Genomic DNA, 14,009 nt, shown 5'->3' on the forward strand with positions numbered 1-14,009 from the left:
ACTATTTATAAATCTAACATTACATAATCTCCAACTCTTCATAACCAGATTTATGTGCTGCTGCACATAAATTTGGGCGAACAAAATCCTGAAGGACTACCTGATTAAGGGTTACGATTAATCAGCAGGTCAAAGCTGCTCAACTGGAAGACCTGAAGAGCACCGTGCGCCTTCTTTCTAACGTTATCGAACACAAACAATTGACGCTGGATGAGGCCAATGGGCTCTTGCGTGTGATTACCGATTACACTTACGGTCTGGACACACTTGATAAATACGATTATCAACAACTGGATTTCCCTTTTTAATTTTTCTTTCTTTATATTGTATCCTTGTTTATAATAGCTTGGATAGTGGGATAAAGAAAAGTGACAAGTATATTATCATAAGTGCAAAATTTGCACTTATGGGGTATTGATAATGATTATCTTTTTGTTTTTGAGGAGCCATTTAGTTTCTTTTCTTCTCCTTTTAAACGTCTTTCTACTTTTTTAATATCTTCATTTGCAGAGATTTGTTCAGGAAATATGCCTCTGCCAACAAGCATATCTCTGACTGCGACATTATTGTCAACATGTTCATTTTCAATGGCAGTTTGTCCGTATAGGTCTTTTTGCTGAACATTCACAGAGGTCATTTCTGCGGCAAAGTCTTTAGCTTTTATGCTGATGGTCGGAAGAAAATCAGCTAATGGTCGGCTATCAGGTACGCCAAGTTTACGCTTTAACATTTTGGTGTCCATGTGAAACAGTGCTTTATCTCCTTTGGAACGTATAATGGCGAATCCTTGATTGTCAACTCCTCTTTCATATAAAACACCCGAGAGAAGTTTCTCTGTCTCGGCTAGTTTGGTGCGTGCTTGGACACGTTCATATTCTATTAAACGTTGCTCTACTAATTCTGCACGGCGGGTTTGTATTGCAAAATAGTTTTGAGCAAAGGCAATTTCTTGCTTTCGGGAATCTCCATTTTGTGCTACCAGATAACAAGCATAGCGGGTAAGTAGAATATCATCTATCTCTCTTTCAGCACTTTTGGCTAATATTATCATTTTGCTGACGTCAGCAAAATGATAAGTAATATTTTCTCCGGCATTTTTACATGCAGCTTTTGCTTTTTCTATGATAGACAGGAAGTTACGCCATTGAGAATATCCCAACAGTGGATAAAGTTCTCTCGCACTCCAACATTCCACTTTGTTGTATTCGCAAACAATGCTCTCAAACTGCTTAAATAGTCCTTTTATTTCTTCTGATTTCATTTTATTTCTGTATAATGTTTGTTCCTTTTATTCATCTGTCTTTATCTCCGCCTTGCCATAATATCCCGGCATCGGCATGTAAATCGGATGATAATAAGTATTGATATTCTTCAACTTCTTCTCCTCCTCTTTCAGCCGTTTGATTTGCCGTGCGGCAGTGGTAGGGGTAAAGCCACACAGTCTTTGAAAGTCGCGACGGGTTAATACAGGGTTGCTCTTGAAGTAGTTTGTCAGCAATTTGTCTATCTCGTCATTTGAAAGGACAGCCGAATGGGGTTTCAGTTTACTTCGCTCCACATGAACAACACTGACTGACCTTTTCAGTTTGGCATCCGCTTTAAAGCTGATGTTGGCTTTGAGTTTTATCTGATTCGCTTTTAGTTTGGGCGAGGTGATAGGTTCTTGACTATTCAGCTTTATCTGGAAATAACCGATGCCATCCAGATGGACGCTTTGTCCTTCCCGAAGACGATCCCCCATAAAATGACTTAGAGATTCGAGAACAGACTTTACATCCCCTTCAGTTAGAGAAGTGGCTATCTGGATTTCTTTTGCCAGATAGTCTGTGTCAATGTGTTGGAAGTTGACTACACGTGCGTGGTACGTTTCTTTGTCTTCCTCATCCTTGGGACGGGGAGTCTTGTACAATTCAAATTGTATTGCCATTATTAATTTGTTTTCGCCTTATACATTACTACGTATTTTAAATTTATCGTTGTAAGCCTATAAGGACATTGTTTTTTTTGTTGCGAAGCTAATCGATCATCTTCGGACTTAGGGGGAGGGTGTTATATAGCTGTTGTTTGTTTGCTATCAAGCGGCTTTTATAAGTTATCCTGCCTTTATTCTTGGACTAAGGCATAGGGATAGTTATCTTCCGGTGCCTTTATCATTAGTTTCCCACGGCCGTGGAGAGATCTCGTCATGGCTGTGGTAGTATCTTTTCACGGCCGTGGTAGGAATTCGCCACGGCCATGAAGAATGAACTATATCGGTAGCAAAGATAAACTATATCAGGGAGAAAAGCAAAGTATTCCTACTTGTTGTAGGTATTTATATGCCTTGTTCTATTTGATAGATATAGGGCAAGGGAGAATTAAACTATTTTACTGTGATAACAGTGGCATTGTCTGAAAAATATAGTTATATTTGTAGCGTGTCTTCAGAGAGAAGATACGTTTACTTTTGAATTGGAGAAAGTGTTTTTATTATCTGCTCCGTAAATCTGGTAAATTTAACACCTGCAGATAATAAGTGACCGGTCTCCACGTCCATGTTGTATATATATTTGTTATATATCTCAACGGGCGTGGAGCTATTGCTTATTATTCAGGTGTAGGCTTACCAGAGCCGTCGGAGGATAGTACAGTAATAGTTTCCGCGCCTTTTTTATTGGCAAACGGGAACACATAATTAAAAAATGATAGTTATGAGTGACCTTACTTGTTCCTGTTCCTGCCTGATGAAGCACGATTTAGAACGCTCCGTCGACAAGCTTAGTTTTATGAAAGAAAACTGGCCTAGCTTTGCAAATATTGAAAGCGTAGACCAATTGTCAAAAGCTGAATTGCAGTGTTCTCTCTGTTTATTGAATATAGTGATAGACGGGCTGTCAAAAGATGAACTCTCATGTTCGAATAAAGAACTCATCCATTTGGTCATCATGTATGTGTATATACAGGAAAGGTTCGATTTATATGAGATCAGAGAACTGCATACTAAATTGGTGATGGCTCCTGTGAAGAAAAGAAAGAAATGGCTCTCTAAGTCATAGCTATTCAGGTTGTCTTTGCAAAAATGTGATGAAAGTAGTGTTTTTTTGCGGTGATAGGTGACAGATGTGGTGATAGGTTGAAAAACAACCTATCACCGCCGGAAACCTCGATGAATAAGGTATTTGATTGCCGTCGGTGATAGGTGATAGAGAAAAGTGATTTTTTATATATGAGAAGAAGCTTGTTAATGAAGAGTATTTTTATTCGGAGTATTCCACACTTTCGTCTGATCGCATACAATATCAATCCATTGGTCACCGCATTTGATCTTGAAATCTCCTTTTTCCAGTCTCCACTTACCGTCATACCCGACAAATGCCAAATCGCTTCCTTTTAGCTTCAACGTAACAGTCTTTGTTTCTCCCGGTTTCAGAGAGATCTTTTCAAAGTTCCGCAGACGGATATTGTCCGGTGTACTGCTTGCCACCAAGTCTTTAGAGAATAACAACACACTTTCTTTTCCGGCAACTTTGCCCGTATTGGTTACATCAATCGTGAATATCAGCTCATCATCGGCATTGAAAGTCGGTTTGTCTACTTTTAGGTTATTATATTTATAATTGGTATAGCTTAATCCGAAGCCGAACGGCCATTGAATATCCATCACCGAATCATAATTGTAGTTACCTCCCATTTGCCCCATATTTTCACAAGGTTTGTAGTCATAAGTTGCCAAAGCGTTGATTAGGCGGGGATAAGTAAACGGCATTTTTCCACTGAAGTTGGCATCACCGGCCAATAAGTTAGCAAGTGCATCGCCACCATAATTGCTTGGCAGCATGATGTTGACGACAGCTTTTGCCAAAGGCTCTATGTCATTGATAATACGCGGACGTCCCTGGTTCAGAACCAAAACGATAGGTTTACCCGTAGCGGCCAGAGCCTTTACCAGATTGCGCTGATTTTCCGATAAGGTAAGATCCGTCAGGTTACCGGGAGTTTCGCAATAAGAGTTTTCGCCAATGCAGGCGATGATAATATCTGCCTGTGCTGCCGCTGCTACCGGTTTTTCAATTTCCGGTTTGTTTTCTTCCCACCAGTTATCGTTTTTGTAAGGAGCATAGGTGACTCCCGGTTCGTAGATAATATTCTCTTTTCCGTATTTCTCACACAAAGCCTCGTAGATTGTATGATATGCCTGCGTGTAATCATCGGCAACGTGTCCCTGCCAGCTATACGACCATCCGCCATTCAGGCAACGCATGGAGTTTGCGTTCGGCCCGGTCAGCAGAATCTTTTTGCCTTTCGCTATCGGCAGGGTATGTGCGTCATTCTTCAATAACACTTCCGATTCTTCGGCAGCCTGGAGGGCAACGGCCGCAAATTCCTTAGAACCGAACTTGTCATACTTCTTAATGTCCCAATACGGATGGTCGAATAATCCCAGACGATATTTCAAACGCAACACACGGGCTACTGCATCGTCGATGCGTTCCATAGATACCTCTCCTTCTTCAACCAACTCTTTCAGATAATCGCAGAAACTCACTTCATAAGGAACCATTGACATGTCGATTCCGGCATTGATGGCAATCTTGATGGCTTCTTTCTTGGTGGCAGCAATATGATCCCGTGTGCAGAGATTGTTTATGTCCGCCCAGTCTGTTACAATCAGACCGTCCCAGTTCAAGTCTTCTTTCAGCCATTCGGTCAGTAATTCACGGTTGGCATGAAAAGGCAGGCCGTTGTCAACGCCAGAATTCACCATCACGCTCAATGCACCATGACGCACGGCAGCCAGGAAAGGAGCGAAGTGTTTTTCACGCATATCGCTGCGTGAGATGGAAGAAGGAGTACGGTCTTTCCCGGAAACGGGTACACCATAACCCATATAGTGCTTCATACAGGCAGCTACATGGTATGCTCCGATGCGGTTCGGATCTTCTCCCTGAAATCCCTTTACGGCCGACACGCCCATTTCTGCATTTACATAACAATCTTCTCCATAGTTCTCCCACATACGTGCCCAGCGCGGGTCACGACCTAAATCGACAACGGGGGCAAACGTCCAGGGGATGCATCCTGCTTTGGTTTCATAGGCAGATATTTCGGCACTTTTCCTTGTCAGTTCCCGGTTGAAAGTGGCTCCCATGTTGATGCCTTGCGGAAACATCGTTCCGTCCAGCGTGTAGGTCGTTCCATGAATCTGGTCTACTCCATAGATGCACGGGATGCCGATTTCTTTCATTGATTTCTCCTGTATTTGCTTGATGGCTTCCGCCCACTTCTCCTTCTTCTGTGCTACTCCCAGAGGGACATTCAGTAGTGAGCCTACCTTATATTTACCGATAACCGTGTCGAGCATCGCCTCGCTTAGACAGAATCCTTTCTCACGGCTGGTTTCAAGGTCAGACACCACATCAATGGTGATTTCACACATCTGACCGATCTTCTGTTCGAGGGTCATTCTCTGAAGCCATTGCCGGATGTTAGCTTCAATAGCCGGATCGGCTGGGATGGCGGGAGGGGTAGCCTGCGCGTGAGTTGTAAGGCAGGTACCGGCAAAGGCTGATACTAATACCATTTTCTTAATGCTTTTCATGAGTTGATATTTTTAGAGTGAGACTTAAATTCTACCACAAATGTAGAAAGATTTGCAGTCACTCGAAAGGGCGAAATGCAATTGAATACATATGATGCCCCAATAAGATACATTCTATTCTCTTGCTCGAAACATAACACACCTTGTTTTTGCCGGATTATGGTGAACTTTGCCATCAGTACAAACTTTAAAAATAAGAATGATGAAGAACAGTTGCAGACTTTTATTAATCTTAATCGGATTATGGATGGCTAATAATGTCTCTATCGCACAGGAGACATTCAGGAATCCTATTATTACAGGAATGAATCCCGATCCGAGTATTTGCAGGGTGGGAGATGATTTTTATTTGGTTACGTCTACCTTTGAGTATTTTCCCGGTCTACCGGTTTATCATAGTAAAGACCTTGTTCATTGGAAACTGATCGGGCATGCCCTGTCCCGTCCGGAAAATAATCCGTTGATGGGATGCAGTGCCTCCACCGGCGGACAGTATGCTCCGACGTTGCGCTATCATGAGGGTACATTCTATGTGATTGGCACGAATTATGGCGGGAAAGGTTCGCAAGGAGTATTCTATGTGACGGCCAAGAATCCTGCGGGTCCCTGGTCTGATCCGGTATGGGTGGGGAACTGGTATGTAGACCCGTCTATTGAGTTTATTGACGGAAAGATGTACTTTTTGAGTCCGGATAATCAAGGCAGCTTCCTTTTGGGAGTAATGGACCCGGAAACCGGGAAGTTTGTCGAACCCTTGCGGAAAGTGGCTGCCGGTCTGGGAGGTTCTTCACCGGAGGGACCTCACTTCTATAAAATGGGTGAATTCTATTATATCATGTCTGCCGAAGGAGGAACGGGTTATGAGCACCGGGAAGTCATATAACGGAGCAAATCCCCTTGGGGACCTTATGAACCCAGTCCTGTGAATCCGGTTCTTTCGAATATGAATTGCCCCGGACATCCTTTCCAGGCAATAGGGCATGCGGATCTTGTCCAACTGAAAGACGGAAGCTGGTGGGCAGTTTGTCTGGGAATAAGACCTGTGGATGGCAAGTTCCAGCATTTGGGACGTGAAACTTTCCTGGCACCTGTGACGTGGGATGCCGACGGTTGGCCTAAAGTGGGTAAAGATGGCGTCGTACAGGAAACATATCCCTTCCCTAACCTGCCGTCACATGTTTGGGCGAAACAACCGGTTCGTGATGATTTCGATGCGGAAACGCTGGGGTTGGACTGGACTTTTATCCGTAATCCTGCTCATTCGTTCTGGTCATTGACGGAGAAGCCGGGCTCGCTGCGTCTGAAAGGAACAGCAATCAACTTCACAACGAATGATTCTCCTTCTTTTATCGGCCGCCGGCAGGCTGCTTTCAATCTGACTGCATCTGCAAAAGTCAACTTTATTCCGAAAGTGGAAAATGAAGAGGCGGGACTGGTAGTAAGAGCGGATGATAAGAATCATTATGATTTGCTGATAACAAAGAGGAATGGTCAGCGGACCGCCATGCTTCGTAAGACTTTGAAAGATAAGGTTGTTGATACAATCTATAAAGAACTTCCTGCCACCGGAGATGTAATTTTATCCATCACTGCTACCAAGACGGCATATACGTTTGAGGTGAAAGCCGGTCACGCTGTTGAAGTGTTAGGGATGGCTTCCACGCGTGATGTCTCTAATGAAGTGGTAGGTGGATTTACCGGTGTATTTATAGGTATGTATGCTTCCGGTAATGGGCAGGCAAATACAAATCCGGCCGACTTTGACTGGTTCGATTTTCGCTGCTTGGACTAAGCTGAAGAGGGGTGAAAACAAATCATACGCAAAAGGGAAACATTCTGTGCGTATGGGTAAAACATTTAGCAGACCGGGTGTGAACGAAATACCATGTCTCCTTGGGGAAAAACATCTACTTTTGTATCGTCGGCTGGCAAAAGATGTTTAACTCTTAAATTATATGATATGCGAAACGCTTTATTCCTTATTTTCATCTCGCTTTGTTCTGTATGCAAATCATCGGCTCAAGGTTACAGTAATCCTGTAATTCCCGGTTTCCATCCCGATCCGAGTGTTTGCAAGGCAGGGGATGATTATTATTTAGTCAACAGCAGCTTTCAATATTTCCCCGGAGTGCCTTTGTTTCATAGCAAAGACCTTGTGCATTGGGAGCAGATAGGAAACTGTCTGACTCGTCCGTCCCAGCTTGATCTGACTAATGCCAATTCGGGAAGCGGTATTTTTGCTCCTACCATTCGTTACAATGATGGAGTGTTTTACATGATTACGACTAACGTTTCCGGTAAGGGGAATTTCCTGGTACATACTACTGATCCCCGTAGTGAATGGTCGGAACCTGTCTGGCTCGAACAAGGAGGCATCGATCCTTCGCTTTATTTTGAAGATGGCAAATGTTTTATGGTCAGTAATCCGGATGGATACATCAACCTGTGTGAGATTGACCCCATGACAGGCAAACAGCTTTTTTCTTCCAAACGAATATGGAACGGTACCGGAGGCAGATATGCCGAAGGTCCACACATTTATAAGAAAGACGGCTGGTACTATCTGCTGATTTCAGAGGGTGGTACGGAATTGGGACATAAAGTAACCATTGCCCGCAGTCGTTACATAGACGGTCCTTATCAGGGAAATCCGGCAAATCCTATTCTGACCCATGCCAATGAGTCGGGACAATCCAGTCCGATTCAGGGAACAGGGCATGCTGATCTGGTGGAAGGCACCGATGGTTCTTGGTGGATGGTGTGCTTGGCATACAGAATTATGCCGGGAACTCATCATACATTGGGACGTGAAACGTATCTGGCTCCGGTGCGTTGGGATAAGGATGCCTGGCCTGTGGTCAATGCCAACGGAACTATTTCTTTGGAGATGGATGTAACCACTCTGCCTCAACAGGAAATGAAAGGCAGACCGGAACGGATAGACTTTAAAGAAGGAAAACTTTCTCCCGAATGGATTCATTTGCAAAATCCGGAAGCAAAGAATTATACTTTTACCAAAGATGGCAAACTTCGTTTGACAGCAACTCCTGTTACGCTAAGTGACTGGAAAAGTCCTACCTTTGTCGCCTTGCGACAGGAACACTTTGATATGGAAGCATCCGCTCCGGTAGTCTTGCAGAAAGCGGGAGTAAATGATGAAGCGGGACTTTCCGTTTTTATGGAGTTTCATTCTCACTATGATTTATTTGTCCGTCAGGATAAGGATCAGAAACGTTCTGTTGGTTTGCGGTATAAACTGGGAGAGATTACTCATTATGCCAAAGAGGTTTCCTTGCCAACTAGTGGTGAAGTGGAACTGGTGGTGAAGTCGGATATCAATTACTATTATTTCGGTTATAAAGTGAATGGAATATATCATGATTTGGGTAAGATGAATACTCGTTATCTAAGCACTGAAACAGCAGGTGGATTTACCGGAGTCGTCTTGGGACTTTATGCTGTATCAGCTTCTAAAGAATCAAAGATGTGCGCTGATTTTGAGTGCTTTAAGTATAAAGGGGAATAGGAAGAAAACAAATGAATCCCCTTTATAAAACAAATCCACCCCATCGTTTCCAAAACGCTCCCTATATGAATAACATTACAGAAGCGAAGTTACGTGTCGAATACTTAATTTTGTGGTGTGGAAAACAAATATGTTTTGATAAGACGAAGTTAACGGTTTTAAATTTAATCTAATAGTATAGAAGAATATGGAAAAACAGTCATTTAGTGATGGATTATTTGGTCCATTGGGTATTAAACGAGTCATATTTATGCTGGTGTTGCTGACCACCTCTTTTATATCATGTAGCAACAGTGATGAAAAAGGAGGAAGTCTGGAAGTGGCACAGGAATATCGCAATCTGGAATTTGATGCTCGTGGAAGCAGGCAGACTATTCAGATCAACGGTCCGTCCGAATGGCATATCAGCACTTCGGAAAGTTGGTGTAAAAGTTCCCACGCAATCGGGGAAGGGAAACAATATGTAAATATCACAGTAGAGGCGAATGATACGCAGAAAGACAGGACGGCTACCGTCACTGTTTCGGCTAGTGGTGCTCCTGATATTATTATCAATGTCAAACAGTCTATGTATAGCGTGCCTCCATACGATGAATATATTGATCCTGATAATACAGGAATGCGTGATTTGACTTCTATGCAACTGTCGGCATTGATGAAAGCCGGAGTAAATATAGGTAATACATTCGAAGCGGTGATTGTGGGGGAAGACGGAAGTCTTTCCGGTGATGAGACGTGTTGGGGAAATCCTACACCGAATAAGGCTCTTTTCGAGGGAATCAAGGCAGCAGGCTTTGATGTTGTACGTATGCCTGTTGCTTATTCTCATCAGTTTGAAGATGCATCAACGTATAAGATTAAGAGTGCATGGATGGATAAAGTAGAGACTGCGGTGAAAGCTGCGCTTGATGCTGGTCTTTATGTTATTATCAATATTCATTGGGAAGGTGGTTGGCTGAATCATCCGGTGGATGCCAATAAAGAGGCTTTGGATGAAAGACTGGAAGCGATGTGGAAACAGATTGCCTTAAAATTCAGGGATTATGACGACCGTTTGCTTTTTGCCGGAACCAATGAGGTCAATAATGATGATGCTGACGGTGCACAACCTACAGAGGAGAATTACAGAGTGCAGAATGGTTTCAATCAGGTATTCGTCAATACGGTTAGAGCTACCGGAGGACGTAACCACTACCGTCATCTGATTGTGCAGGCATACAATACGGATGTAGCGAAAGCAGTGGCGCATTTCACAATGCCGCTCGATATTGTTCAAAACCGTATTTTCCTGGAATGTCATTACTACGATCCTTATGATTTCACGATCATGCCTAATGATGAAGATTTCAAGAGTCAATGGGGAGCTGCGTTTGCAGGTGGAGATGTGTCTTCTACCGGACAGGAAGCGGATATAGAAGCTACATTAGGTTCGCTGAATGTATTTATTAATGATAATGTGCCTGTAATCATCGGTGAATATGGACCGACGTTAAGAGATCAGTTGACCGGAGAGGCATTGGAAAACCATTTGAAATCACGTAATGACTATATCGAATATGTAGTAAAGACCTGCGTGAAAAATAAACTCGTTCCCTTGTACTGGGATGCCGGCTATACCGAAAAGCTGTTCGACCGCACTACCGGACAACCGCATAATGCAGCGTCTATAGCAGCTATTATGGAAGGATTAAATTGAATATTAACCATTTAAATAAGGTACAATGAATAAACACTTTCTTGGAAAATGTACATTTGTACATTGGTACTGTCTTGCATTGGCAATATTACTTTGGTTGCCGATAACGATATTGAAGGCTGCCCCTTCACAGGACTTAAAGGTGTCCGGAATAGTAACTTCTGCAACTGACGGAGAACCGTTGATTGGGGTAAGCGTACAAGTGAAAGGAACGACGACAGGGACAATTACAGACCTGAACGGTAAGTATACGCTGAATGTATCTACCGGACAGACGCTGGTATTCTCTTACATCGGTTTCATGGAACAGCAAGTGGTGGCAACAAAACCTGTCATTAACGTAGTCTTGAAAGAAGACACTAAAACGTTGGATGAGGTGGTAGTTGTCGGCTATGGAACCATGAAACGAAGCGACCTTACGGGTTCGGTTGTTTCCGTGACTGGAGACGAACTGAAAAAGTCTGTTGTTACTTCGTTAGACCAAGCTTTGCAGGGACGTGCAGCGGGTGTTTCCGTTACACAAAATTCGGGAGCTCCGGGTGGAGGTATCTCTGTGAGTATTCGTGGTATCAACTCTCTGAATGGTAACGAACCTCTATATGTGATTGATGGTGTAGCGATTTCTGGTAATACAGACGGTAACTCCAGTGTATTGTCTTCTATTAATCCATCGGATATCGTTTCCATGGAAATTTTGAAAGATGCTTCGGCCACAGCTATTTATGGTTCGAGAGCCTCTAATGGTGTGGTACTTATTACCACTAATCAGGGGAAAGCTGGTAAAACGAAAGTTTCCTACGAAGGATATTATGGTCTACAACAGTTGCCTAAGAAGTTGGATGTTTTAAATCTACGCGAATATGCGGAATATCAGAATCTGCGCGCTCAAGTGCTGGGCTTTGGAGATCGTGAGGAGTTTAAAGATCCCAATTTATTGGGAGAGGGAACGAACTGGCAGGATGAAATTTTCCGCAATGCCTCCATGCACAATCATCAGATTAATATCTCCGGAGGAAATGAAGGGACTACTTATTCGCTTTCGGGTGGTTATTTAAGCCAGGATGGTATTGGGATCGGTTCTAGTTTTGAACGTTTTTCTGCCCGTGTCAATATGGATAATAAGATAACGAACTGGCTCTCTACCGGATTGCGTGCCTCTATTGCCAAGACACAACAGAACAATACGATTGACAATGGTAATATTATCCGCACAGCAATACAACAGTTACCCGAAGTGCCGGCGAAAAATCCTGACGGCTCGTGGGGAATGCAGTCGGAAAACATGTACGGTACTTATTTTACGAATCCGGTAGCGGAAGCATTGATGCGTGAGAATTATGACAAGGGGCTGCAACTCTATGTAGACTTCTTTGCTGATATTACGCTCTACAAAGGCTTGGTCTTTCGGGCAGAATATGCAGGTAATTACTATTATAACAACAGTTACAAGTATACACCGTCTTATGACTATGGTCTTTATACCCAAGAGTCATTGGGTAGCCGTAGTGCCAGTAACGGTAGTAACTGGACGTTAAAGACTTATCTGACTTATACTAATACTTTTGGTCGACACCAAATTACTGCCATGGCGGGACATGAAGCGCAGGAGAATAATTGGGAGTCACTTTCCGGTACTCGGAGCGACTATTTCCTCAACTCTGTTCACGAACTGGATGCAGGTAGTTCACTCACAGCAAAGAACAGTAGTTCCAAAGGTTCTTCTGCTATCGAATCTTACTTCGGTCGTGTTAATTACGGATTTGATGACCGTTATTTGTTAACACTTACCGTACGTGGTGACGGCTCTTCCACGTTTGCTCCGAAAAACCGTTGGGGTATATTTCCATCGGCAGCTCTTGCTTGGAAGTTGAAAAATGAGAAATTCTTGAAGAACGTCTCTTGGTTGGATAATTTGAAGCTGCGTCTTGGCTGGGGATTGGTTGGTAATCAAGCGGCAGACAACTATGCTTATGGCGTAAAGATGAGAACGGTGGCAACTATTTGGGGAAGCGGATATTATGCGGAGAACTATGGAAACGAAAACTTGAAATGGGAAGAGACTGAAGCATGGAATGCCGGACTAGACATTAATCTTTTTGGTAACCGGGTTGAGCTGATTATCGATGGATATTACAAGAATACTGATAATCTGTTGATGAAAGCATCGCTTCCCTCTTACGTTAACGGTGTTATTTCTTCACCGTGGGTAAATGCGGGTGCCATGACCAATAAAGGTTTGGAATTCACGTTGAATACGGTTAATATCAATAAAAAAGATTTCATGTGGAGATCAGGACTGACTATTTCATTCAACAGGAATGAGATTACAAAACTTTATACGGAAACAGCAGGACTTTCCGGTACTATCAATAGTGAAACTTACACTTACTCGGAAGTAGGACAGCCGATAGGACAGTTCTACGGATATAACGTGATAGGTATGTTTGCAAAAGAAGATGACTTTTACAAACGGGATTCTTATGGCAATTATATCCTCGATAAAAATGGCGAGCGTGCGAAAGTGGCCATTCCAAAAGGAAAAAACATCTCTGAAAGTGAGATATGGGTAGGGGATTATATTTATGAGGATATTGACGACAATGGTGTTATTGATGAGAAAGACCGTACCTATTTAGGTAATCCCGAACCAAAGTTCTCTTACGGTTTTAATAACTCTTTTTCTTATAAAGGCTTTGATCTGAATGTTTTCATCAATGGTGTATACGGTAATAAAGTGGTGAATATGTTGCGTAAAGAATTTACCAATCCGATGAATAACAGTGGCATGCTGAAAGAGGCTGTTAATATTGCCCGTGTGGAACTGATTGATCCGTCACAGCCGGCGACACTTTCCAATGTCTATGTTTCGAATGCCGGTTCTGCACAAGTGCAGCGCATCACTGCTGCCAATGCCAATGATAACAACCGTATGAGCAGCCGCTTTGTGGAAGACGGTTCATATCTTCGTATCAAGAATATTTCGTTAGGTTATACTTTCCCTAAAAAGTGGATAAGTAAGCTCAATATTGATAATCTGCGGGTGTATATGAATATCCAGAATGCATTCACCTTTACAAAGTACAAAGGATATGATCCGGAAGTGGGTGCTTACAATTATGACGTGTTGACGCGTGGTATCGATAATGCCCGTTATCCTTCACAACGGATTTATACTTTCGGACTTAACCTTAGTTTCTAACCAGACAAAT

The 14,009-nt window shown here is 42.9% G+C and carries 8 protein-coding genes and 2 pseudogenes; 7 read left to right on the forward strand and 3 right to left on the reverse strand.

Translation table 11 applies throughout. The annotated features are described in order from the left end of the window. Nucleotides 1-70 precede the first annotated feature (70 nt). A pseudogene (locus DXB58_RS28045) lies at nt 71-296 on the forward strand (cytochrome C biogenesis protein CycH); the annotation flags it as partial. A gap of 128 nt (nt 297-424) precedes the next feature. Here the strand turns inward: DXB58_RS28045 and dinD are convergent. Together dinD and DXB58_RS01510 are read right to left on the reverse strand one after the other, a co-directional pair. Then, nucleotides 425-1,261 carry a DNA damage-inducible protein D gene (gene dinD, locus DXB58_RS01505; protein ID WP_122135713.1) on the reverse strand — a complete coding sequence of 279 codons (837 nt, stop codon included), beginning with the start codon at nt 1,259-1,261 and terminating at the stop codon, nt 425-427. Nucleotides 1,262-1,288: 27 nt separating this feature from the next. Beyond that, on the reverse strand, nt 1,289-1,927 hold the full coding sequence (locus tag DXB58_RS01510) for an HU family DNA-binding protein (RefSeq protein WP_122135714.1): 639 nt from the start codon (nt 1,925-1,927) through the stop codon (nt 1,289-1,291). 763 nt (nt 1,928-2,690) lie between these two features. Here DXB58_RS01510 and DXB58_RS01515 point away from each other — a divergent pair. Beyond that, complete coding sequence (locus tag DXB58_RS01515) at nt 2,691-3,035, forward strand: hypothetical protein (protein ID WP_122135715.1); 345 nt, start codon at nt 2,691-2,693, stop codon at nt 3,033-3,035. Between the two features lie 185 nt (nt 3,036-3,220). On the opposite strand, the gene DXB58_RS01520 is transcribed toward DXB58_RS01515, so the two are convergent. Further along, nucleotides 3,221-5,578: a glycoside hydrolase family 3 N-terminal domain-containing protein gene (locus DXB58_RS01520; RefSeq protein WP_122135716.1), complete on the reverse strand. Its 2,358-nt coding sequence runs from the start codon at nt 5,576-5,578 to the stop codon at nt 3,221-3,223. Between the two features lie 247 nt (nt 5,579-5,825). On the opposite strand from DXB58_RS01520, the pseudogene DXB58_RS28050 reads away from it, so the two are divergent. The 5 genes and pseudogenes from DXB58_RS28050 to DXB58_RS01540 form a co-directional block, all read left to right on the forward strand. Beyond that, nucleotides 5,826-6,683: pseudogene (locus tag DXB58_RS28050) on the forward strand (glycoside hydrolase family 43 protein); the annotation flags it as partial. 15 nt (nt 6,684-6,698) lie between these two features. Beyond that, nucleotides 6,699-7,370 carry a hypothetical protein gene (locus DXB58_RS28055; RefSeq protein WP_233527220.1) on the forward strand — a complete coding sequence of 224 codons (672 nt, stop codon included), beginning with the start codon at nt 6,699-6,701 and terminating at the stop codon, nt 7,368-7,370. A 168-nt stretch (nt 7,371-7,538) separates the two neighbouring features. Continuing rightward, on the forward strand, nt 7,539-9,104 hold the full coding sequence (locus DXB58_RS01530; RefSeq protein ID WP_122135717.1) for a glycoside hydrolase family 43 protein: 1,566 nt from the start codon (nt 7,539-7,541) through the stop codon (nt 9,102-9,104). Between the two features lie 187 nt (nt 9,105-9,291). Further along, nucleotides 9,292-10,800, forward strand: a complete 1,509-nt coding sequence (locus tag DXB58_RS01535) for a cellulase family glycosylhydrolase (RefSeq protein WP_009001156.1) — start codon at nt 9,292-9,294, stop codon at nt 10,798-10,800. A 25-nt stretch (nt 10,801-10,825) separates the two neighbouring features. Beyond that, entirely contained in the window at nt 10,826-13,999 is a 3,174-nt protein-coding gene (locus DXB58_RS01540) for a TonB-dependent receptor (RefSeq protein ID WP_009001155.1), read from the forward strand. Nucleotides 14,000-14,009: the final 10 nt, after the last annotated feature.

This window comes from Bacteroides sp. OM05-10AA (genome assembly GCF_003439055.1).
Lineage (GTDB): Bacteria > Bacteroidota > Bacteroidia > Bacteroidales > Bacteroidaceae > Bacteroides > Bacteroides intestinigallinarum.

Coding starts and splice junctions, on each gene's coding strand:
- dinD (WP_122135713.1), bottom strand. CDS start 1,261: ATGAAATCAGAAGAAATAAAAGGACTATTTAAGCAGTTTGAGAGCATT.
- DXB58_RS01510 (WP_122135714.1), bottom strand. CDS start 1,927: ATGGCAATACAATTTGAATTGTACAAGACTCCCCGTCCCAAGGATGAG.
- DXB58_RS01515 (WP_122135715.1), top strand. CDS start 2,691: ATGAGTGACCTTACTTGTTCCTGTTCCTGCCTGATGAAGCACGATTTA.
- DXB58_RS01520 (WP_122135716.1), bottom strand. CDS start 5,578: ATGAAAAGCATTAAGAAAATGGTATTAGTATCAGCCTTTGCCGGTACC.
- DXB58_RS01530 (WP_122135717.1), top strand. CDS start 7,539: ATGCGAAACGCTTTATTCCTTATTTTCATCTCGCTTTGTTCTGTATGC.
- DXB58_RS01535 (WP_009001156.1), top strand. CDS start 9,292: ATGGAAAAACAGTCATTTAGTGATGGATTATTTGGTCCATTGGGTATT.
- DXB58_RS01540 (WP_009001155.1), top strand. CDS start 10,826: ATGAATAAACACTTTCTTGGAAAATGTACATTTGTACATTGGTACTGT.